This is a genomic window from Streptomyces sp. NPDC037410 (genome assembly GCF_055602235.1).
This window is the reverse complement of record NZ_JBVJWR010000004.1, coordinates 237,833-258,304: the sequence shown is the minus strand read 5'-3', so window position 1 is coordinate 258,304 and position 20,472 is coordinate 237,833. Positions and strand designations below refer to the sequence as shown.

25 protein-coding genes are annotated in these 20,472 nt (G+C 71.5%); 11 read left to right on the top strand and 14 right to left on the bottom strand.

What is annotated here, in order from left to right; translation table 11 throughout:
- Positions 1-2: 2 nt before the first annotated feature.
- The 4 genes from ACZ7HT_RS08790 to ACZ7HT_RS08775 all read right to left on the bottom strand — a co-directional run bounded on the left by ACZ7HT_RS08790 (position 3) and on the right by ACZ7HT_RS08775 (position 2,592).
- On the bottom strand, positions 3-689 hold the full coding sequence (locus ACZ7HT_RS08790; protein WP_471161726.1) for a DUF998 domain-containing protein: 687 nt from the start codon (positions 687-689) through the stop codon (positions 3-5).
- A 99-nt stretch (positions 690-788) separates the two neighbouring features.
- A complete protein-coding gene (locus ACZ7HT_RS08785; RefSeq protein ID WP_471161723.1) occupies positions 789-1,343 on the bottom strand; it encodes a hypothetical protein in 555 nt (184 codons plus the stop codon).
- An 87-nt stretch (positions 1,344-1,430) separates the two neighbouring features.
- A complete protein-coding gene (locus tag ACZ7HT_RS08780; protein WP_471161720.1) occupies positions 1,431-1,985 on the bottom strand; it encodes an EF-hand domain-containing protein in 555 nt (184 codons plus the stop codon).
- A gap of 361 nt (positions 1,986-2,346) precedes the next feature.
- Positions 2,347-2,592 (bottom strand): hypothetical protein, encoded by a 246-nt coding sequence (locus tag ACZ7HT_RS08775; protein WP_471161717.1) that lies wholly within the window; start codon positions 2,590-2,592, stop codon positions 2,347-2,349.
- 99 nt (positions 2,593-2,691) lie between these two features.
- On the opposite strand from ACZ7HT_RS08775, the gene ACZ7HT_RS08770 reads away from it, so the two are divergent.
- The 5 genes from ACZ7HT_RS08770 to ACZ7HT_RS08750 are packed head-to-tail and all read left to right on the top strand — an operon-like array spanning position 2,692 to position 6,899.
- Positions 2,692-3,843: a phenylacetate--CoA ligase family protein gene (locus ACZ7HT_RS08770; protein WP_471161714.1), complete on the top strand. Its 1,152-nt coding sequence runs from the start codon at positions 2,692-2,694 to the stop codon at positions 3,841-3,843.
- A 14-nt stretch (positions 3,844-3,857) separates the two neighbouring features.
- The gene (locus ACZ7HT_RS08765; protein ID WP_471161711.1) at positions 3,858-4,346 is read left to right on the top strand and encodes a hypothetical protein; all 489 of its coding nucleotides are present in this window, start codon (positions 3,858-3,860) and stop codon (positions 4,344-4,346) included.
- A complete protein-coding gene (locus ACZ7HT_RS08760) occupies positions 4,343-5,683 on the top strand; it encodes a cytochrome P450 (RefSeq protein ID WP_471161708.1) in 1,341 nt (446 codons plus the stop codon). The genes ACZ7HT_RS08765 and ACZ7HT_RS08760 overlap by 4 nt, the downstream gene beginning before the upstream one ends.
- Positions 5,684-5,717: 34 nt before the next feature.
- Positions 5,718-6,065, top strand: a complete 348-nt coding sequence (locus ACZ7HT_RS08755; protein WP_471161705.1) for a VOC family protein — start codon at positions 5,718-5,720, stop codon at positions 6,063-6,065.
- A 27-nt stretch (positions 6,066-6,092) separates the two neighbouring features.
- Positions 6,093-6,899 (top strand): bestrophin-like domain, encoded by an 807-nt coding sequence (locus tag ACZ7HT_RS08750; RefSeq protein ID WP_471161703.1) that lies wholly within the window; start codon positions 6,093-6,095, stop codon positions 6,897-6,899.
- A gap of 29 nt (positions 6,900-6,928) precedes the next feature.
- On the opposite strand, the gene ACZ7HT_RS08745 is transcribed toward ACZ7HT_RS08750, so the two are convergent.
- From ACZ7HT_RS08745 to ACZ7HT_RS08720, 6 genes are all read right to left on the bottom strand, one after another.
- Positions 6,929-7,771 carry a patatin-like phospholipase family protein gene (locus ACZ7HT_RS08745; protein ID WP_471161700.1) on the bottom strand — a complete coding sequence of 281 codons (843 nt, stop codon included), beginning with the start codon at positions 7,769-7,771 and terminating at the stop codon, positions 6,929-6,931.
- 94 nt (positions 7,772-7,865) lie between these two features.
- On the bottom strand, positions 7,866-8,372 hold the full coding sequence (locus ACZ7HT_RS08740; protein WP_471162176.1) for a hypothetical protein: 507 nt from the start codon (positions 8,370-8,372) through the stop codon (positions 7,866-7,868).
- Positions 8,373-8,431: 59 nt separating this feature from the next.
- Positions 8,432-9,676 carry an MAB_1171c family putative transporter gene (locus ACZ7HT_RS08735; RefSeq protein WP_471161697.1) on the bottom strand — a complete coding sequence of 415 codons (1,245 nt, stop codon included), beginning with the start codon at positions 9,674-9,676 and terminating at the stop codon, positions 8,432-8,434.
- Between the two features lie 86 nt (positions 9,677-9,762).
- Entirely contained in the window at positions 9,763-10,320 is a 558-nt protein-coding gene (locus ACZ7HT_RS08730) for a toxin (RefSeq protein ID WP_382656411.1), read from the bottom strand.
- Between the two features lie 86 nt (positions 10,321-10,406).
- On the bottom strand, positions 10,407-10,850 hold the full coding sequence (locus ACZ7HT_RS08725) for a hypothetical protein (protein WP_471161694.1): 444 nt from the start codon (positions 10,848-10,850) through the stop codon (positions 10,407-10,409).
- 247 nt (positions 10,851-11,097) lie between these two features.
- Positions 11,098-11,856, bottom strand: coding sequence for a CGNR zinc finger domain-containing protein (locus ACZ7HT_RS08720; protein WP_471161691.1), 759 nt, complete (start codon positions 11,854-11,856; stop codon positions 11,098-11,100).
- Positions 11,857-11,970: 114 nt separating this feature from the next.
- Here ACZ7HT_RS08720 and ACZ7HT_RS08715 point away from each other — a divergent pair, with 114 nt between their 5' ends.
- On the top strand, positions 11,971-12,882 hold the full coding sequence (locus ACZ7HT_RS08715; RefSeq protein WP_471161689.1) for an arginase family protein: 912 nt from the start codon (positions 11,971-11,973) through the stop codon (positions 12,880-12,882).
- Positions 12,879-13,388, top strand: coding sequence for a hypothetical protein (locus tag ACZ7HT_RS08710; protein WP_471161686.1), 510 nt, complete (start codon positions 12,879-12,881; stop codon positions 13,386-13,388). The genes ACZ7HT_RS08715 and ACZ7HT_RS08710 overlap by 4 nt, the downstream gene beginning before the upstream one ends.
- A 71-nt stretch (positions 13,389-13,459) precedes the next feature.
- Here ACZ7HT_RS08710 and ACZ7HT_RS08705 read toward each other — a convergent pair whose 3' ends face one another.
- On the bottom strand, positions 13,460-13,870 hold the full coding sequence (locus ACZ7HT_RS08705) for a VOC family protein (RefSeq protein WP_471161683.1): 411 nt from the start codon (positions 13,868-13,870) through the stop codon (positions 13,460-13,462).
- A 70-nt stretch (positions 13,871-13,940) separates the two neighbouring features.
- A complete protein-coding gene (locus ACZ7HT_RS08700; RefSeq protein ID WP_471161680.1) occupies positions 13,941-15,338 on the bottom strand; it encodes a glutamate decarboxylase in 1,398 nt (465 codons plus the stop codon).
- Positions 15,339-15,524: 186 nt separating this feature from the next.
- On the opposite strand from ACZ7HT_RS08700, the gene ACZ7HT_RS08695 reads away from it, so the two are divergent.
- Positions 15,525-16,298, top strand: a complete 774-nt coding sequence (locus ACZ7HT_RS08695; protein WP_471161677.1) for a class I SAM-dependent methyltransferase — start codon at positions 15,525-15,527, stop codon at positions 16,296-16,298.
- Between the two features lie 9 nt (positions 16,299-16,307).
- On the opposite strand, the gene ACZ7HT_RS08690 is transcribed toward ACZ7HT_RS08695, so the two are convergent.
- On the bottom strand, positions 16,308-16,667 hold the full coding sequence (locus tag ACZ7HT_RS08690) for a hypothetical protein (RefSeq protein WP_471161674.1): 360 nt from the start codon (positions 16,665-16,667) through the stop codon (positions 16,308-16,310).
- 76 nt (positions 16,668-16,743) lie between these two features.
- Complete coding sequence (locus ACZ7HT_RS08685) at positions 16,744-17,358, bottom strand: MBL fold metallo-hydrolase (protein WP_471161671.1); 615 nt, start codon at positions 17,356-17,358, stop codon at positions 16,744-16,746.
- A gap of 185 nt (positions 17,359-17,543) precedes the next feature.
- Between ACZ7HT_RS08685 and ACZ7HT_RS08680 the strand changes: the two genes are divergently transcribed.
- The 3 genes from ACZ7HT_RS08680 (at position 17,544) to ACZ7HT_RS08670 (ending at position 20,472) form a co-directional block, all read left to right on the top strand.
- Positions 17,544-18,452 carry a GlxA family transcriptional regulator gene (locus ACZ7HT_RS08680; protein WP_471162173.1) on the top strand — a complete coding sequence of 303 codons (909 nt, stop codon included), beginning with the start codon at positions 17,544-17,546 and terminating at the stop codon, positions 18,450-18,452.
- A 119-nt stretch (positions 18,453-18,571) separates the two neighbouring features.
- Positions 18,572-20,038, top strand: coding sequence for an APC family permease (locus ACZ7HT_RS08675; RefSeq protein WP_471161668.1), 1,467 nt, complete (start codon positions 18,572-18,574; stop codon positions 20,036-20,038).
- The gene (locus ACZ7HT_RS08670; RefSeq protein ID WP_471161665.1) at positions 20,035-20,472 is read left to right on the top strand and encodes a hypothetical protein; all 438 of its coding nucleotides are present in this window, start codon (positions 20,035-20,037) and stop codon (positions 20,470-20,472) included. The genes ACZ7HT_RS08675 and ACZ7HT_RS08670 overlap by 4 nt, the downstream gene beginning before the upstream one ends.

The window sequence follows — 20,472 nt, the reverse complement described above, 5'->3', positions numbered from 1 at the left end:
CCTCAGAGCACGGCGGTCGGCCAGCGGTCAGCCGCCGCGTCGGCCAGACGGGCCGTCACCGCGCTCAGCCACAGCAGGCCGAGACCGGCACCGGCCGTGAACGCCAGGACCGACGCGGCCGACGCCATGAAACCGGCGAGGACGACCACGGGCACGACGCGGGACGCGACGGCCAAGACCCGCAGGCCCCGGGCGGCGAGCGGGCGGGCCAGGACGACGAACGCGGCACACAGGGCCAGGTAGCCGATCATTCCGCCGAACATGTGGACGGCGCCGTGCCCGCTCATCACGGTCTGCTCGGGCGCCCCGGCCGGAATGCCCGCACCGGCGTCCGCCGGGAAGGCGCCCGCGATCCAGAAGGAGACGCCGAAGACGCCGACCAGGGCCGGGCCCCACGTCCCGCCGGGGCCGCCGCGCAGCGCCCGCCTCAGACCCGTCGCCCCGGCGATCAGCAGCGCGCCGGTGAGCACGAAACTCGCCGTCTGGATCCAGCCCGCCTCACCGAGGGCGAGCTGGCTGATCGCGTTCCGCGTGAAGTCGAAGCCGTCCCGCGCGAACCCCTGGGCGAGCCCGGCCGCCAGGAACAGCGGGCCCCCCAGCACGCCGCCGGCCACGGCCCACCGCGTCGCCGCTCGCGGCACGGGTGCGGCGGGGACGACGGGGCGGGGCGCGGTGAGCATGTCGGTCATGGCGGGGCCTTCCTCGCTTCGGTGGTGTCGCCCCTATGACCGACGGCAGGGAGCAGAACTCATCGGCCCCGGTGAAGTGAACTGGATCACATGGGCACGTCATGCGCCGCAGGTGCCGACCGGGCGGAGCGCCGTCACCTCGCCCAGCGGGATGTCCACCGTCTGCCCGCCGTCCGCGACCTCCAGACCCGGGACGTCCCCGCCGCTCGGCCGCAGCGTGCCGCACCAGGTGCCCGAGGTGGTGGAGACCTCGACCAACGCCCCGGCCCCCGCCGGAGAGGGCTCTTCCTGCGGCCACCACGCCGTGCTCGCCGCGACCGCGACCAGGACCACCGCGAGGAAGGTGAGGCCGATGCCGAGGCGGAGCCGCCGCCCTGCCCGTACCGCGTCCGCCGTCCGCGGTGCGTCCGCCGTCTGCGGCGCGTGCACCGGCCAGGCGATCCGCGCCACGAGGTACGTCGCCGCGCACGCGACACCGAGAGCGAGCAGCACGAGCACCCCGGCCACCGCCTCCACCGCGCGTGGCGCGCCCGAGCCGCCCGTACCGCCGCTCTTGAGCGCCCCGCACAGGCCCGCGAAGCCCAGCGTGGCGAGCTGGAGGGTCAGCCAGCCGCGCGCGGAGGTCTGCAGCCGGCTGTCCGCGTCGTCCGTCATTCCGTTGCCATTCCGTGCGATTCCCCTCATCCGCTCGTGAGCGGAGCCCCAGGTCGGGGACCTGGGGCTCCGTCAATGTCCAGACCCTCAGAAGCGGCCGAAGAACCAGCTGCCCGGCTCGTCGAGGTTGTTGGAGTTGAAGTACTGCCGGCAGCCCTTCACACACTCCTGGCGGGACAGCGTGCCGTCCTTGTCCGTGTCGAGGGCGATGAAGGTGTCGATCGCGTCGGGGGCGCTGATGTGCCAGACGTTCTGCTGCAGCCGGATGAACTCGTCCTTGCTGATCTGGCCGTCCCCGTTGACGTCCATGATGTCGAACAGGGCGTTCGCGAGGGCGTCCGTCGCGTTGAAGCGGGTGGTGTCGTCGACCGTCAGGCGGACCGACGCGATGTACTCCTCCTCCGAGATGCGGTTGTCGCCGTCCGTGTCCGCGTGGCGTACCAGCTCGTTCCAGAGCATGTCGAACGCCGCCGTGATCGCGTGGACCTTCTGGTCCTTCTTCGGCAGCTTGTACTCCTTCGCCAGGCGGTCGACGAAGGAGACGAAGTCGGACTGCTCGATGAAGCCGTTGCCGTCGGCGTCGAGGTGCTCGAAGACGCGCTGGTACTTGCGGGCCAGCGGATCGGCGGTGGCAGTGGCCATGGATCTCTCCTTTTGCTCGGGGTTTCGGGGCAGAGCGAGAACGACGATTGCGGTGAATAAGCAAACACCTGATCGCCCTCGCCCCGAGGCTAGCTAACCGGGAATCGGATACACGAAACGCCGCCGCCCATTTTTCAGCCAACCGAAAACAAGGCGACCCGAAAACGGTAGGACAGGCGCCACATCGTCTTTCCGTATCAGTTATTCGCGCCCCCCGACGCGCCATGGCCGCGCTCCCCGCGCGCCCCCCTCGCTCGACATCAGATGTTTTCCAAAGGTGACGGTGTGATGGTCTGGAATTGCGTTCACCCCCTCCAGCCTGCCCACTGACGGCGATTTGCATTTCGCCTGGTCTGATGCTCTAGATTCCAGGCAGGAGGTAAGGCCCATGCTGCTCATGCGTGATGGCACGTCCGCTGTCGCCGCCTCGGATCTCATGCAGGTCCACCTGGCCGACGTACGTTCGACACTGGCTGGCCGGAGCGATCTTCCAGAGCTTCAGGCGAGAAAACTGGCGCGGATTCTGCACGAGGCCGCCCGCTCGGAAATTCACGGCGATAGCCTGAGGGAATGGCGGGATGAAGAATTTCTTCAGGGGATGCTTCACGAGGCTCCGACGCGCCTGCTGAATTATTTCTATTCCGCGGTTCCGCTTCTTCCGCGTTCCGCTCTGCGCATGTCTCCCCGGGGGGCGCTGACGCGACCGATGCAGCATTTCCTGCACTACTACGAGTCCTCGGGCACGACCGGAGACCCGGTCGCCGCACCCAAGGCCGTCGACGACCTCATCGTCAACACCGTAAACATCGGTGAAATGTGGGGGCGCGTCCTGCACGAGGGGGATTCGGCCCTCATTCTGATCAACGGGCCGTTCGCACCCGCCGGGTACCAGTTCGAGAAGGTCCTCGAATACCTGGGGCTTCCGTCGGTCCGGCTGTGGGTGGATCAGGTCACCGGCGACTACTCGCGGGTCCTGCGCATCGTGCGGGAGCTGGGCGTCACCACCTATGTGGGTGCTCCTTCGCGGCTCACCGAGCTCCTGCAGTTCGCCCTGTCGAAGGGGGAGGCGGCGCCCGACTTCGCCAAGCTCCTGCTCATCGCCGAGCAGACCGGCGCCAGCTTCCTCCGGCACCTGGAGGGCCTCACCGGCGCCACCGCCCGCGTCGCCACCTTCGGTTCGTCGGAGACCGGGACCGTCGCGGTGACCTGCGAGTTCGGTTCGCTGCACACGCAGCCCCAGAGCTACCTCCTCGAAGTCCACGACGAGACGGGGACACGGCCGGTCGAGGAAGGCCGGGCGGATGCCGGGGAACTCGTGGTGACCACACTGGATCTGCCGTCACGGCCACTCGTGCGCTACCGGACGGGTGATCTCGTGGAGATCGGGAGCACTCCGTGCCCGTGCGGCGTCCGCACCCCGGTGCTGCGTCCGCTGGGCCGGCAGCAGGACGCGGTGAAGCTGGCCCGGGACGGTGTGCGGCAGGAGGAGTGCGAGGCCGTCCTGTGGGCTTCCCAGGACGCTCAGGCGCCCGTCGTCCTCAACTACATGCTCGTCATCAAGGGCGATTCGGTCGTGTGCCTGGTGATCACCGACCGCGAGACGACCACCGCGTGGGAAGACGACCTCGCCCGGCGTCTCGATCCCCTCTTCAGCGAGCACCACGTCCTGGTGCGGACGGTGTCCGCGCTGCCGCCGCTGGCCTCCATGGGCGCCTACGTCGGCTGGAAGCTCTCCCGGCTCGTCGACCTGGACGACCCCGCGCTGCACGGCTGCCTTCCGCCTCCCCTGCAGGAGGCCGTCCAGCAGTCCCTGAGCCAGATCGAACGGCTCACCGCCCAACCCGCCATGGCACCGTGAAAGGAAGGTCAGTGATGGTCGAGAGCACGATGACCGACAAGGAGAAGGCCGAGTTCGTCCTCGGGGTGTACTTCCGGACCCAGGCCGCCATCGAGCGGTACATGGGGCGGGAGAACCTGCCCGAATGGACCGAGCACGTCGCCAGGATCAACTCCGACGCCATGCGGCACCGGCTGCCCGACACGGACGACCAGTCCAGGGACCTGCTCTCCGGGCTGCGCGCGATGCTGGGCGTCTACGGCTCCGACACCGAGACCCGCACCTCGGCGGAGACGACCGAACTCACCGTGCGGCGCTGCGGCATCTTCGACTACCGGGAGCAGGCCGCGCAGCGGGGCGTCACCCTGACCCTGGACCGGCCGTGCGAGTTCTGCGTCGATCTGCACCAGCGCACCGCCGCGCGCCTCGGCATCAGCGCCGACGTCGAGCTGGCGGACCGCGGTTGCCGGTGGACGGTGCCGGTGCCCTCGGCCTCCAACGGCCGTGCGGGAGCGGCCGGGTGAGCGCGCCGGTACGCGACGACCTGACGTCCCGGCCCTCTCGCGGGGAACCCGCACCCCAGCCGCACCACGCGGACCCCGCACCCCGGCCGCACTGCGGGGCCCTCGCACCCCAGCCGCACCACGCGGACCCCGCACCCCTGCCCTACCGCAGGGACCCGGCGTGCCCGTTCGCCCCTGACCCGGAGTTCGCCCGGCTCCGCCGCGAAGAGCCCGTCTCCCGCGTCCGGCTCACCGGCGGGTCGGAGGCGTGGCTGGTCACCCGGTTCACCGATGCCCGGCAGGTCCTCGCCGATCCCCGGTTCAGCAGCCGGCTCACGCCCATCGGCGTGGTGGTTCCCCCGTCACAGGACCAGGAGTTGAGCGAGGCGCTGCGGTCCCGCCAGCCGGGCACGTTCATCGAGGAGGACCCGCCCGAGCACACCCGGCTGCGGGCCCTCGTGACACGGGAGTTCACGACCCGCCGCATGCGCCGGCTCCAGCCGTACGTCGAGGCGGTGGTGGACGAGCACCTGGAGCTGATGGCCGCCGCTCCCCACCCCGTCGACCTGATGGCGGCCTTCGCGCTGCCCGTCCCGTCCCGGATCATCTGCGCCATTCTGGGGCTGCCGGCGGAGAGCACGTACGACTTCGCCGGACACACCCGGGTCATGACCGACGTCATGTCGCCGCTGCCCGACCTCATCGCGGCGCGTGACGCGCTCCGGGCGGGCATGCGCGAGGTGGTCCGCGGCAAACGGCGGAACCCCGGGGACGACCTCCTCGGCCGCATCATCCGCGAGTCCGGGGAATCCGGGGAGTCCGTGACCGACGAGGAACTCGTCGGCATCGGGAACCTCCTGCTGGTCGCGGGCCACGAGACCACCGCGCACATGCTGGGCCTGGGCGTGCTCGCACTGCTCCAGCACCCCGACCAGGCGGACGTCCTGCGCGAGCGGCCGGACCTGTGCGACTCGGCCGTCGACGAGCTCGTCCGGTACGTCACCATCCCGCACCACGGCGAACTGCGCACCGCCACCGAGGACGTACGTGTCGGCGACGTCCTGGTCCGGGCCGGTGAACAGGTGCTCGTCTCCCTGCCGTCGGCCAACCGGGATCCCGAGAGCATCGAGGCCCCCGACGTCCTCGACCTCACCCGCCCGCCCCGCACGCACCTCGCCTACGGGCACGGCGTCCACCACTGCGTCGGCACCCCGCTGGCCCAGCTCGAACTGCGCGTGGCGCTGCCCGCGCTGCTGCGCAGGTTCCCCGACATGCGCTGCGCCGTTCCGTACGGCGACGTCCCCTTCCGTACGTCGAACGTCACGTACGGACTGCACGCCCTGCCCCTCACCTGGTGAACACCGCACCGTCACCCACGCATCGGAGGCCCACGTGAGCAACATCGTCAAAGTGATCGCCCGCGTCACCGTGCCGGAACTCGACACCGCCGTCCCCTTCTACCAGGAGCTGGGGGGAGCCGAAGAGGCCTCGACCTTCCAGTACGGGGGCGTCCACCTCGCCTCCGTCAGCCCCTTCCTGCTGCTCTCCGGGGACAAGGCCGCGGAGTTCTCCGACCGCCGCGCCACCCTCGTGGTCCGCGACCTGAACCCGGTCACGACCGCCCTGCACCGGGCGGGCGGCCGGATCCTCGACGGCCCGGCCCCCGGCCCCAACGGCCACCGCATGATCGCCCGTCATCCGGACGGCTCGGTCTTCGAGTACATCGAACTCCCCGCGTAGGCCCCGCCGCGCGTCATGACCCTCACCATGACCCTCACCATCGTGGCCATCGCCGCCGCCCTCGCGGCGGGCCTGATCGCCAACCACCTGCGTCGCCGGCGGCGCACCGGTGACGACGGCGAAGACGCGTCCGTCGGCGACCTGATCAGCCCCCTGGAGACGCTCGCCGTCCTCCTGGTCGCCTTCGTCATCGTCGTCGCGGCCGAGTCGTACGGTTCCGCCGGCGCGGCCGTCGAGGCCGAGGCCAGCCGGGTCGACCAGCTCTACGAGGTGGCCGACTACGCCCCGGAGCCGCAGCGCGAGCGGCTCCAGGCCTCCGCCGTCTGCTACTCGCGGGCCATCGAGGCCGCCGAATGGCCCCTCATGGCCGAGGGCGGCGCGAAGTCACCGCTCGCGTCGACGTGGTCCACCGAGTTCCGCACGCACTTCAAGGAGCTCGCGCACAAGGGGGACGCCACCTTCCCCCTCCTCGTCCAAGCCGACGACGAACGCTCCGAGGCCCGGCAGACCCGGATCTCGGAGGCGAGCCCGGCCATCCCCTCGTTCGTCTACTGGTTCATGGTCGCGGCCCTCGCCGCCACCGTGGGAGCCTTCGCGTTCGGTCTGCCCCGCAACCGCGGGCCCTCGCACGTCACCCTGCTGTGCGTCCTCGCGGTGCTGTTCACCGGCTCGCTGCTGCTGATCGAGGACATCGACAACCCCTTCGCCGGCCGGATCCGGATCACGGGCGACGCGATGCAGGAGACCGCCGACGACATCGCCGAGGACTTCGCCACGGACCACCCCGCGAGCACCCTGCCCTGCGACACGGACGGGAAGCGGATCACGACCTGACGCCACGGGCCGCCTCCGCCCCGCCGGTCCTACGCGTCCCCCCACGCGATCCTCAGCCCGCGCCCCTGCGCGCGGCCCGCTTCGGCGGCCGGCGTGCGGGTGGACGGGTCCAGGGGATTCGCGCCGATCGCGGCCGAGGACGCCTCGTCCGGGCCGACGACCACGACGTCGGCTCCGGCCGCCCGCAGCTCCTCGACCACCTTGGCCAGCGGCTTCTCGCTCGGGAGCAGCTCGACCCCCGCCAGGGGCGCGATCACCAGCACCCGGGACGAGCCGGCGGCGTAGTCGGCGTTCTCGCCGGAGCGGACACCGCCGTCCACGTACCGCCGCCCGTCGATCGTGACCGCCGGCCACACGCCCGGCACCGCGCAGCTCGCCGTGACGGCGTCGACCAGGCTCACGCCCGACGCGCTGTCGAACACCCGCGGCTCCCCGCTCTCGGCGTCCACCGCGACGATCTTCAGCGCGCGAGCGGGCCACTCGTGCGAAGGCAGCCGTGACTCGATCACCGCGCGCCGCTCGCGCTCCCCCACGGTGTCCGCGCCGAGCGCGAACCTGCCCACGGCGCGCCGGATCTCCGGTCCGGTCGTGGCGTCCCGCAGCGCGCCGGCGATCCGCGGGCCGAAGCTCACCAGGTCCACACCGGCGGGGATCTCCGCGGCCTGCCGCCCGGGTTCGGTCTGCCGGGCGTACAGCTCCTCCAGGCCGAGACCGCTCCCGAGCTGCGCGGCGACGGTCGAACCCGCGGAGGTCCCGACGATCAGGTCGGCCTCTGTGACGCCCTGGCCCGCCTCGGCGAGCCCCGCCAACAGCCCGGTGATCCAGGCGATCCCGGCGACTCCCCCGCCACCCAGTACCAACGCCTCGGTCATGGCGCCCCCTTACCTCGTCGTTGCCTGAACTCGCAGCATAGTGACGGGTGTTGGACCACCCAGTTCGACGTCGCGGCCGCTCCCCCGAGCCCGGTCACGCGAAGAGGAACGCGCCCGCCGTCGCCGCGCCCAGTGCCGCTCCCGCGAGCGTCTGCGCCACCGTGTGGTACGTCAGCGCGACCCGGGACCAGCAGACGGCGGCCGTGAGGACGTACGCGAGGAGCCACCACGGCGAGTGGACCGCGGCGAGCAGGGCCACCACCGCCGAGGCCACGGCGGAGTCCACCGAGATCTTCCAGACGGTGTTCACGGCGAGGAGGCCGACCGTCATCACCCACAGGGCGAGCATCGCGACCAGGATGGGTGTCGGCGCCCCGCCGAGGAGCATGACCAGCGAACCCGTGCCGATGGAGCCGAGGATGACGAAGAAGATCGGCGCCCGCTGGGTGCGGTCGACCACGTGGCGGTCGCCCCAGGTGCCCCGTGTGCGCTCCCATTCGATGTAACCCGCCGGGATCAGCCCGGCGCACAGGGCGCCGAGCAGGCCCCACAGCAGGCCGCTCCAATGGCCGGACGCGGCGGCCAGGCCGATCCCGAGCATGCCCGCGAGCAGGACGTTGCGGGGCTGGAGGACGTCGGTGACGACCCGGGCGGTGCGGTTCACGCGCCGGCCTCCAGGCTCGACCGCAGCACGGCGCGGGTCCGCTGTTCCGGGATCGCCTTGTACGCGGCGGCCACCCGTACCAGCCAGGCCACCTCGCCGTCCTGGTCGGTGGCGTGCTTGGTCTCGAAGGCGGCGGCCTTCCCGGCGGGCGCGCCCTCGGCCTTGGCGGCCAGGGCCGCCTTGATCCAGTAGGCGTCGGCGAGCGAACCGGCCTTCCCGGCGTCCTCGCCCGCCGCGGCCTCCTTGGCGGCGGTCAGCAGGCTGTCGGGCACGTAGTGGCGCAGCTTCTCGACCGCGTCGGCTATGTCGGCCGCCCAGCGGTCGACGCGCAGGTCGGCGGGGGTGTCGAAGCGGGTCAGCTCGCGGGCGAGCGAGGCCGGCGGGGCGAAGGGCTGGTCGGGGAAGGCCGTCATCAGCTCGCGCCACAGGGGGTGCAGGTTCACCTGGGCCCGCCACAGCCGGGCCCGCCGCCAGCCCTTGCTGAAGGCGGGGAGGGAGGCGCCGACGGCGAAGAAGGCGAAGAGGACCAGCTGGGCGGCCTCGGTGGCCTCGTCGAAGGTCAGCGCGAAGCTCTCGCTGGGCTTGTCGGCGACGCTGATCCACAGGAACAGGGTCCGGCTGAGGGTGTAGCCGACGCCGATGAACATCGCGAAGGTCATCATGCCGAGGCCGATCCGCAGGTGGAGCAGCTTGGCGTCGATCGTGGCGAGGGCCCACTGGTAGGCGCAGACGGCGGACGCCGCGCCCAAGTACAGGTAGAAGACGGTCATGTAGAGCGTGGCGCCCCACTCGCCGGCGTGTTCGGCCACGAACCGGTCCGCGGGGACCGAGCGGTCCACGACCGTGAAGAAGAGCACGGTGAGGAGGATGAGCGTGGCCACGGAGGCCTTGGCCGCCACCCGCTGGACGACCCGCGCGAACCGGACGTGGCGGGGGATCGGCCCGCCCTCCGGGAAGTGCCCGTAGATGGCGACGATGTAGCTGAGGATCGCCAGGATGGCGATGGTGGACGTGTAGTGCTTGATCAGCACCGCGAGGTCCACGATCTCGCTGTTGTTGAGGCCGATGCGGACCACCTGGGTCTTGGTCCACAGCGCGACGGCGAAGCCCGCGTAGCAGCCCCACAGGGCGCGGCGGCGCTTGTCCTCCTCGTCACCCCAGAGCGCGGCCGGCATGCGCCACAGGGCGACGGCGGTCATCAGGCCGGCTATGAGGTAGCCGGCGAGGTCGAGTCCGGTCACGTGAGTTCCTCGGGGTGTTCTGTGGGGGGGGTATGGGGGTTGTGGGGGGTTGTGGGGGGTACGGGGAGTTCTCTTACGTGGAGTGGCTACGAGCGGCGGAAGAACGCGCGGCTGAAGAACGCCGGGCGCCGGTGGGCGACCGGCCGCGACAGCGAGTTGGCGAGCCGTCCGACCATGTCGTCGCTGGTCACGTCCCTCGCCATGCGCGGGATGAGGGACGCGCCGAACTCGGCGATCCGCTCGTCGTGCGTGTCGTACTGGGCCCTGGCCTGGACCGTGTCGGAGGAGAGCACCCGCGTGATCAGCGAGGTGTCGAAGACCGGCAGCAGCGCCCGGAGCCGGTCCGCGTCGAGGCTGGTGCCGTGGTCGAACCACTCGTGGCACAGCTCGTGCAGGATCACGTGCTGGGTCTGGTACGCGGTGGGGCGGCGCCGGTAGAGCACGTAACTGGTGGTGCCGGACTTCAGGCGCAGGCCGCAGGCCGCGTTGACCCGGGCCAGTCGCTCGGGCAGTTCCTGGAGGACGATGGTCCGGCCGCGGGCCGCCTCCATGTTCGCCACCAGGCCGTCGATCGTGAAGGGGGCGGGTATCGGAAGGTCGGCCAGGCCAGCTTCACACTCTTTGCGGAGCTCGCGCAGGGACATGGAGGCCTCTTGGTCGTCGTCACGCGTGTGTGACATGCGCTCGCCGAGTTTAGCCAACGACGGGCGTCCGTTCCGAGGCGCGTGCCCTAACGTTCCGGTACCTCGTCGGGCTGCTGTCTGGCCTTGGTGTCCGCCAGGAGGGAGAGCGCGAATTCGAGCAGTTCCGCCGGGAGCCCGTCGTCGTCGACGCCCCGGCCCGCGACGCCGCTGATCTCGCCGGTCCGCCGCTTGGCGAGGAACTGGAGCCCGGCGACCACGTCGCCGACGACCTCCGACTCCTCCTTGAAGAACCGCCAGTCCACGCCGAAGCCGAGACCGAGGGCCTTGAGGATCTCCTCGGAAGGCTGGGTGACCTTGCCGGCCAGGATGTTGGAGAAGTAGCTGTGGGAGAGGTGGCCGCCGCGCTCCTTGACCAGTTCGGCGAAGGTGCGCCCGGACACCCTCTGGCCGGGGAAGGTCTTCTCCAGCATGTACTCGACCTTCTGCTGCAGCGAGTGCAGTTCGGGCGCGTGTTCTTCTCCGCTGTCCATCCTGTTTACCTACTGTTCGCATCAGGCACCGGCGCAAGTACCGGGCTTGCGTAAACACTCTACGTCACTGTTAACTACAAAAAACACGGCCAGGGGGTCACGGGGGTGCCCCCTGGCCGTGTGGAACGCCGCAGAGATGTAGCCCTTCGCGACGGGGGATGCGCGAAGGGCTACTCGTGCAGTATGCCAGCCCGTCAGGGGCCGTTCCACAGTGCGCCCCTGACACCCTGAAAACGCTCGGACTCCATCAAGTCGGGTCCGTTTCCCCCGCCTTCTTCCGCTGATAGTGGGTCCGCCCCTTGGCGGCGTTGCCGCACGTGCCCATGTCGCACCAGCGGCGGCGGCCGGCCCTGGAACCGTCGATGAACAGCCAGCCGCAGCGCTGCCCGGGGCAGACCCGGGTGCGCTCACGGGGCAGCGTCCGGAGCAGGTCGAGCGCCTGGAGAGCGATCTCGTCGTGGAGGCGGTCGAGGCCCGAGGTCTCGACGGTGACCCGGAGCCCGGGCGTGCCCTCGTGGACGGCGAGGCGGGCGGCGGCGGCCGCGGCCTTCCAGTGACGCTCCACCCGGTCGACCGCCTCGGCGGGTGCCGGGTCGCCGTGGACGAGCGCCGCGATCACGTCGTGCAGGGCCTCGCGCAGCTCGCGGACACGGACCAGGGCCTGCTCGGCCGCGACGGGCCCGGAGGTGCCAGAGACACCAGAGGCCCCGGACGCCCCAGCAGGCCCGGAGGCCCCGGAGGCCCCAGCAGGCCCGTCGGCCCTGGTGGCCCCGGCGGCCCCGGCGGCCCCGGTGGCCCCGGACTCGGCCAGGCGGCCCAAGGTCGTGAGGTCCTCCGGGGTGAAGTGGCCGGTGAGGGCGGCCCATTCAAGCAAGCGGGGGTATCCGTCGAGCCAGTCGAGCGGCTCCGCGTCCCTCGCCGTGACCGTGTTCAGCAGGTCGATGACGAGATGCCCGCCGACCAGGTCACGTTGCCTGAAGGTGTGGGGCGTGAGGGTTGCCGCCACGCGTCACCGCCTCTCCTGAGCTTGCCTCCGTCGTTCCAACCAGTGTACTGATGTTATCCGGTTGGAAGCACGGATGGACGCCCCGGAGGGACGCCCCGGATGTGAGGAGACGCCATGGCCACCGCCGTCGAGGTCATCACCGCGCCCTGGAACCTCGGGCTTCGCCCACCCGCGCCGGGGCGCGAGCCCGGCACCTGGCGGGCCCCCGACGCGCTGCGCTCGGCCGGTCTGGAGGCGCGGCTGCGGCCGGCCCGGGTGGTGGAGCTCGACCGCCCGCCGTACGACGTCGATCCGCAGCCGGCGACCCGTATCCGCAACGGGGTGACCCTCCGCGAGCACACCCTGCTGCTCGGCGACGCCGTCGGGGCCGCGCTCGCCGCCTCCCGGTTCCCGCTGGTGGTCGGCGGCGACTGCAGCATCCTCCTCGGCTGCCTCCTGGGCGCCCGGCGGCACGGGCGCTGCGGCCTGGTCCACCTCGACGGGCACAGCGACTTCCGGCATCCCGGCAACCACGACGCCGGAGCGGTCCTCGGCACGGCCGCCGGCATGGACCTGGCCCTGGCCACCGGCCGCGGCGAACTGCTCCTCACCCACTGGCCCGTGGTGGGCAGCCCCCTGGTCGCCGACGAGGACGTGATCCAGATCGGCGACCGTACGGACGAGCACGAACCCCCGGTCGTCCGCTTCACCGCCCGGGAGGTCCAGGAGATCGGGATCCCCGGGCTCGCCGAGCGGGTCGACCGCCGTCTCGTGCGGCGCGAGCTGGACCGCGTCTGGCTCCACCTCGACCTGGACGTGCTCGACGAGCGCGTGCTGCCCGCCGTGGACTCCCCCGGCCGCCCCGGCCTGGACCTCCCCCGCCTCGCCGAACTCGTCGCGGGCCTCGTCGGCACCGGGCGGGTCGCCGGCCTCGACGTCGCCATCTACGACCCCGAGCTCGACCCGCACGGCAGGTACGCCGCTCCCCTCGTCGACTGCCTCGCCTCCGCCCTGTCCTCCCTCACCACCGTGGAGAAGGCCGCATGAAGACGCTGCTCGCCGACGGCCCCGACCGCCGGTACGCCTCCGAGATGGAGCAGTTCGGACGCCTGGCGGGGCAGTGGACGACCCTGATCACGTACTACTCCGCCGACGGCTCACCGGTCCGCCGCCTCCTCGGCTCCTGGGAGTTCGGCTACGCCCTGGAGGGCCGGGCCGTCGTGGACGTCTGGCAGTGGCCCGGGCGGGAGGACCTACCGCCCGAGGGGCGCGCCCCGGACGAGGAGTGCGGTCTGTGCGTACGGATCTGGGACCCGCGCCTGCAGCTGTGGCGGTTCACCTTCCACGGGACCGCCGGCGGCGACGTGGTGCAGATGTACGCCCGGGAGATCGGCGACGAGATCGTCATGGAGCGCGCGGCCGGCGGCGACCTGATCCGCTGGACCTTCGCCGACATCACCGCCGACGGCCTCTACTGGCGCAACGAACGCTCGGCCGACGGCGGACGCACCTGGCACCTCGACCAGGACGTCCACGCCTACCGCCTGCTCTGAGGCATCCGGCCGCTCCCGGCGCTGCGCGGCGATGCGGGCCTTGGCCCATTCGGGGTGGCACATGGGCGCCCCTACCGGAGTTCCTGGATGCGGATCAGGTTGCCCGCGGGATCGCGGAACGCGCAGTCGCGGATGCCGTACGGCTGCTCCGTCGGCTCCTGGACGACCTCGGCGTCGGCGGCGCGGACCTTCTCGAAGGTGGCGTCGAGGTTCCGGGTGGCCAGCAGGATCCAGCCGTACGTGCCCTTGGCCATCATCTCGAGGACCGTGCGGCGCTCGTCCTCGGTGATGCCGGGGTCGGCGGCCGGCGGGGCCAGCAGGATGGAGGTGTCCGGCTGTCCCGCGGGGCCGACCGTGATCCACCGCATCGTGCCCTGGCCGACGTCGCTGCGGACCTCGAAGCCGAGGGCGTCCCGGTAGAACGCCAGGGAGGCGTCCGGGTCTTCGTGCGGGAGGGCGCTGGTGTGAATGCTGATGTCCATGGACTTCACGCTAGCGGCCGCCCCCGCCGTGGCGCTTCTCGAAAGCTGACCGGTGCCGGCCGGACCGGTCTCAGTGGTGGAAGCCCGCGCGGTCGGAGTCCGACGGCAGGCCCTTCGTCAGGCGCTCCAGGGAGCGGACCATGTCCTGTGCGAGCAGGTCGACCTCGTCGCGTCCGATGCCGTGACGGATCATGACGCGCTGGATGACGGTCTCCTGCCGGTCGGGGGGCAGCGGGTAGGAGGGGACCTGCCAGCCGCGCCTCCGGAGCTCGTCGGAGAGGTCGTACAGGCTGAAGCCCGCGCCCTCGGGGTCGGTGAGGGTGTACGAGACGGCGGGCAGCGCCCCCTGCCCGTCGTAGAGCAGGGTGAACGGGCCCATCCCCTTGATCTTCTCGGCGAGGTACTGGGCGGTCAGCGCGCAGGCCCCCTGGACGCGCCGGTAGCCGGCCCGCCCCAGGCGCAGGAAGTTGTAGTACTGGGCGACGATCTCGCCGCCGGGGCGGGAGAAGTTCAGGGCGAACGTCGGCATGTCGCCGCCCAGGTAGTTCACCCGGAAGACGAGGTCCTCCGGCAGGAGGTCGGCGGTGCGCCAGACCGCCCAGCCCACGCCGAGGGGCGCGAGGCCGAACTTGTGGCCGGAGGCGTTGATGGAGGAGACCCGCGGCAGCCGGAAGTCCCAGACGAGTTCCCGGTGGAGGAACGGCGCGATGAAACCGCCGCTCGCCGCGTCGACGTGGATCGGGATGTCGAGCCCCGACTCCGCCTGGATCCGGTCGAGTTCGGCGGCCAGCTCGGCGACCGGCTCGTAGTCGCAGGTGTAGGTGACGCCGAGGATCGCGACGACACCGATGGTGTTCTCGTCGACGTAGTCCTTCAGCTGGTGCGGGCGCAGGCCGGTGGCGCCCGGCTCCACCGGGACCTGGCGCAGCTCCACGTCGAAGTAGCGGGCGAACTTGTCCCAGCAGATCTGCACGGGCCCGGTGACGATGTTCGGCCGGTCGGTCGGCTTGCCCTCGGCCCGGCGCCGCTCCCGCCACCGCCACTTCAGGGCGAGGCCGCCGAGCATGGCGGCCTCGCTGGAGCCGGTGGTGGAGCAGCCGATCGCCGAGCCCGCGCCGGACGCGCTCCCCGGGGCGTTCCACAGATCGGCCAGGATGTTCACGCACCGCGACTCGATCTCGGCGGTCTGCGGGTACTCGTCCTTGTCGATCATGTTCTTGTCGAGGCACTCGTTCATCAGCTTGCGGACCTCGTCGTCCGTCCACGTCGTGCAGAACGTCGCCAGGTTCTGCGCCGCGTTGCCGTCGAGCAGCAACTCGTTGTGGAGCATCGCGTACACGACGGACGGGAGGTTCGACTCCTCCGGCATCCGGTGCTTCGGCAGGACGCGCTCACTGAGGGCGGAGGCGAACACATCGGTCGCCGCGTCGGCGACGCTCTTCGGGGCCTTCATCTCATGGAGCGCCACAGTTTCCCCTTCGATCAACGGACTGGTCGACAGTCCTCTCATCAACCCACGAGGCCGGGCGGGGCGCCCGGCGGCGGCCGCCGGCGTTGGCCCACCCGGGTGAGCGGAGCGCCCAGGCCTGTCCCGCGGCGCCCCCGACCAGTACGTTCCGGACGAAGTGGATCATCACCGGAAGGCCCCCACCTCATGACCCCTCGCACGATCAGCGAAACCGAGCAGCCGACCGCCGACGCCCTCGCCGTCGACGCCCTCGACGCCGGCGTCTTCGAGTCCTACGACGACCTCCCCGAGCGCCTCATCGGCTACCCCGCCGTCTTCCACGCCCTCGGCATCGGCTCCTGCGCCGTCCGTACGGTCCTGGACTACGGCTGCGGTCCCGGCAAGGTCGCCACCCGGGTCGTCGAGGCCTCCGACGCGCGCGTGGTGGCCGTCGACATCGCGCCCCGCATGCTGGAGATCGCCCGCGAGAAGCGCGCGCACCCGCGCGTCGACTACCGGCTGAGCGAGGACGGCGGGCTCGGCTTCCTCGCCGACGGCTCCGTCGACGCCGCCATGGCCTGCTTCGTCTTCTCCACCACCGGGGACATCGCCGACCTGCACGACATCGCCGCGGAGGCGCACCGCGTGCTGCGCCCCGGCGGCCGGTTCGCCGTCCTGGACCCCAACCCCCGCACCGCCGGCATCCGGTTCTCCACCTTCCGCAGCGGCGAGCCCGGCCGCGTCTACACCAAGGGCGAGCGGCGCCGCTCGCGCCGGGAGCGGCCGGGCGGCGGGGCTCCGCTCGAACTGGTCGACCACCACTGGCCCTGCCAGGCGTACCTCGACGTGCTCGGCAAGGCCGGTTTCACCGATCTGGACGTCCACGAGCCCGTCCTCACCCACCGCTCGGCGCTCCTCGGCCCCGACCCGGCGGAGGCCGGCCACCCGCCGTTCCTGGTGGTCTCGGGGGTCAGGCAGTGACCGTGGCCGTCAGCTGTCCGAGTAGCTGAAGTCCCCCACGGTCCAGGCGCTGACGTCCGCGATCGCGACGCGGTACATCCCGCCGGTCTCGGGCATGCCGACCGTCCCCTGGAGAATGCGGGCGAGGTGGAAGTGCAGATGGGTGGGGGGCGTCTCCCTCGGTGCGACGGGGCCGAAGACGCCGGAGAACTCGGACAGCCGGGCCGAGTCCGTCAGGACCTCCGACACCCGCTGTCTCCACAGGCCCTCCGGCGCGAGCCGCCCGGTGATGACCACTCCCCCCGCGACCACGGTGAGGGACATCTGATTGCTCCGCCCGGACTCCACGGTGGCGGCGACGTCGACGAGCAGCTCGTCAGGGATCGACATGGAAGCCGATTCTAAGGGCGCGGGCCCTTGGGACCGGGGTCTCTGCAGCGGCGCGGTGTCGTCCGGACCGTGGTGTCTAGAGCGGCGCGGTGTCGTCCGCCGGGAAGGCCGGGCCGTGGCCGGGGACGATGACGTCGGCGGCGGCCAGGACGCGCAGGCGCGAGGCGCGCAGCTGCGCGTGGTCCGGGGCGACCGGGTCCTCGACGGGGCCGTTCGGCCGCCACCAGAGGTCGCCCACGAAGGCGACGACGCCCTCGCCGGTGCCCGCGAGGAGGGTGATGTCCTCTGCGCTGTGGCCGGGGGTACGGATCAGCCGCAGCGACGGGGCGAGTTCGTGGCCCTCGGCGTCGCGGTCGGTCCACTGGTCGGCCTCGTAGATCGACTTGTGGTCGTGGACGCGGGCCCGGCCGAAGAGTCCGACGTTCATGGTGTTGTCGGGGTGGTGGTGGCTGAGGACGACGTCGGTGATGTCGTCCGGGCCCAGGCCGAGTTCGGCGAGCGGGCCGAGGATCCGGTCGCGGCTCGCCACCATGCCGGGGTCGACGATCACGTGCCGGTCGCCGTCGCGGACGTACGAGACGGTGGCGGCGACCCCGGGTCCGGTGGAGAGCGTGTAGCCGGTGGTCAGGATCGTGTGGGCGGCGGTGCGGGCGAGCGGGGCGTCGGTGGTGGTGTTCTTCGTCGTCGTCATGCCCTCAAGTCTTCTGTGGGGCGCGGTCCTTCACGAGTGGCCGCGCTGCCACTGATCGCGGGAATGGGGCCACTCTGCCCGGGGGTCCGTGCCCCGCTCCTCCCGTGCCGCCCGGGAGTCCGTGCCACACTCCTCCCGTGCCGCCCTTCCTGACCGTCGCCGCCTACGCCCCGCACGGCGTCGGCATGCTCGGCGCCGGGATCGTCTCCGAGGTGTTCGACGCGCGCGGACAGGGCCTGCCCGCCTTCGACTTCGCGCTCTGCACCGACCGGCCCGGCCGGGTCCGCACCGATGTCGGGCTGCCGCTCGTCGTCGACCACGGCCTGGACCGGCTGGCCGGCGCCGACCTCGTGATCGCCCTGCCGTGGGCCGACTTCCGTACGCCCCCGGGGCCCGCCGTGCTCGACGCGCTGGCCGCCGCGCACGCGCGCGGAGCGCTGGTCGCGGCCCACTGCGTCGGGGCCTTCGCGCTCGCCGCGGCCGGGCTGCTCGACGGGCGCCGGGCCACCACGCACTGGCGGTTCGCCGGACTCCTGGCCGAACGGCACCCGGAGGTCACCGTCGAACCCGAGGCCCTCTACGTCGACCAGGGCACGGTCGTCACCGGCGCGGGCGCCGCCGCCGGCTTCGACCTGTGCCTGCACCTGCTGCGGCGGGAGTACGGGGCGACCACGGCCAACGCCATCGCCCGGGACCTGGTGCTGCCGTCCCACCGCGACGGCGGCCAGGCCCAGTACCTGGCGACGCCGGTCCCCGAGGACAGCCGCGACGAGCGGCTCACCGACGTCCTCGCCTGGGCCCGGGAGCACCTCCACGAGCCGCTGCCCGTCGCCGAGCTGGCCCGCAGGGCCCTGATGAGCCGGCGCTCCTTCGCCCGCCGTTTCGCCGCCTCGACCGGCACCACCCCGCACGCCTGGCTGCTCGGCCTTCGTCTGAGCCGCGCCGAGGAGCTCCTGGAGACGACGGAGCTCCCGGTCGAGGAGATCGCCCGCGCGGTCGGCTTCGGCAGCGCGGCGGTGCTCCGGGCCCAGTTCGTCCGCCGCCGGGGCGTGCCCCCGCGCGCGTACCGCCGGTCTTTCAGCCGTACGCCCTGAGAGGCGTCACCCACTCCGACGAGTGGCCGAGGCCCGTCCCCCGTACGGCCGGTCCCGGTTGCCGGTCCCCCCGGGCCGTTCAAGGCTGAACCGATCGTTCCCACGTTCGGGAGGGCCCCTTGAGCAGCATCGACACACCGGCCGAAGTCCCCAGGCCGCGGGCCGCCGCGCGGGCCGCCGCGCCCAGCACCATGACCTGGGTGACGCTGGCCCTGATGACGACCGCGTCGGTCGCCAGCCTGCGGGCCGCGCCGACGATGGCCATCTACGGTCTGGCCTGCGTGTTCCTCTACCTCGTCCCGGCGATCGTCTTCCTGCTGCCGACCGCCCTGGTCTCCGCGGAGCTGGCCTCCGGCTGGAACGGCGGCGTCTACCGCTGGGTCGCCGAAGGACTGTCCAAGCCGCTCGGATTCCTCGCGGTCTGGTGCCAGTTCGCGATGACGATCTTCTACTACCCGAGCCTGCTGGCCTTCGTCGCCTCGACCATCGCGTACGTCATCGACCCGTCCCTCGCCTCGAACGGCGTCTACACCGCGATCGTCATCATGGTCCTGTACTGGACCGGCGTCTGGGTCTCCTCGCGCGGCACCAAGGCCCTGGCCGGTCTGTCGAGTTGGGGCCTCATCATCGGCACGCTCGTGCCGGGCACGATCCTCGTCGTCCTCGGCATGGTCTTCCTCGGCCAGGGCAACCCGTCCGCCGCGCCGATGGACGCGAGCCACCTGCTCCCCCAGTGGACGGGACTCGCCAGCCTCGTCCTGATCGTCAACAACTTCCTGTCGTACTCCGGCATGGAGATGAACGCGGTCCACGTCTCCTCGCTGAAGGACCCGGCGAAGGAGTACCCGAAGTCGATGTTCCTGGCGATGGGCCTCGTCCTGCTGATCTTCATCCTGCCCGCCCTGGCCATCAGCTGGGTCGTGCCGGCCGATCAGCTCAGCCTCACCGCCGGCGTCATGCAGGCCTTCGACGCCTTCTTCTCGTACTTCGACGTCGGCTGGATGACCCCGATCGCCGCCGTCATGCTGATCTCCGCCTCCCTGGCCGGCATGCTGACCTGGCTCGCCGGTCCTTCCAAGGGCCTCCTGGAGATCTCGCGCCAGGAGGGCTACCTGCCGCCGTTCCTGCAGCAGCTCAACAAGTTCGGCATCCAGCAGAACATCCTGGTCACCCAGGGCGTCGTGACCTCGGCCATCGCCCTGATGTACGCGCTCATCCCGAACGTGTCGAGCGTGTACTGGATCTTCTCCACGATCACCACGCAGGTGTACCTCATCGTGTACCTGCTGATGTTCGCCGCCGCGATGCGCCTGCGGAAGACCCGGCCCGACCACCCCCGCGGCTACCGGGTGCCCGCCCTGGGCCTGGTGTGCACGGTGGGACTGCTCGCCTCCCTCGCGGCGCTCGCCATCGGCTTCGTACCGCCCTCCCAGTTCGGCGGCGGCAGCGTCTGGTCGTACGTCCTCTTCATCGCCTGCGGCCTGCTCGTCCTCGGGTTCCTCGTCCCGTGGCTCTTCCTGAGGTTCCGCAAGCCGAGCTGGCGCACCGCCGCCGCCGGCACCCCGAGCGAGGGAGGCCGGGCATGAGTCCCACCCGCTTCGCATCCGAACACAAGTGGATCTACTGGGGCGCGATCGTGCTCCTCGTCGCCCTCGCCGTCACCGGCCTCATCCGGTACGAGGCCGTGAAGACGAACAACGAGACGCGGGAGAAGGCCGAGCAGCTCAAGACGGAGCTGGTGAAGGCCGGCTACCCCTCCCCCGACGTGAGCACCATCGAGCAGCTGCTCGGCACCGACGGCGGCGTGGTCTGCCAGCACCCGGACAGCGCCCTGAAGGCGGCGCTGTGGAAGATCCAGCAGTCGAACGGCGCCACGGGGCCCGGGATGCGGCCCGTCATCTCCGACACCAGAGCCCTTGAGGTCGAGCGGATCGTCCTCCAGGTCTACTGCCCCGACAAGGTCGAGGAGTTCGAGGACGACCTGGACGACCTCAAGACCGACGACACCGTCCGCCGGTGA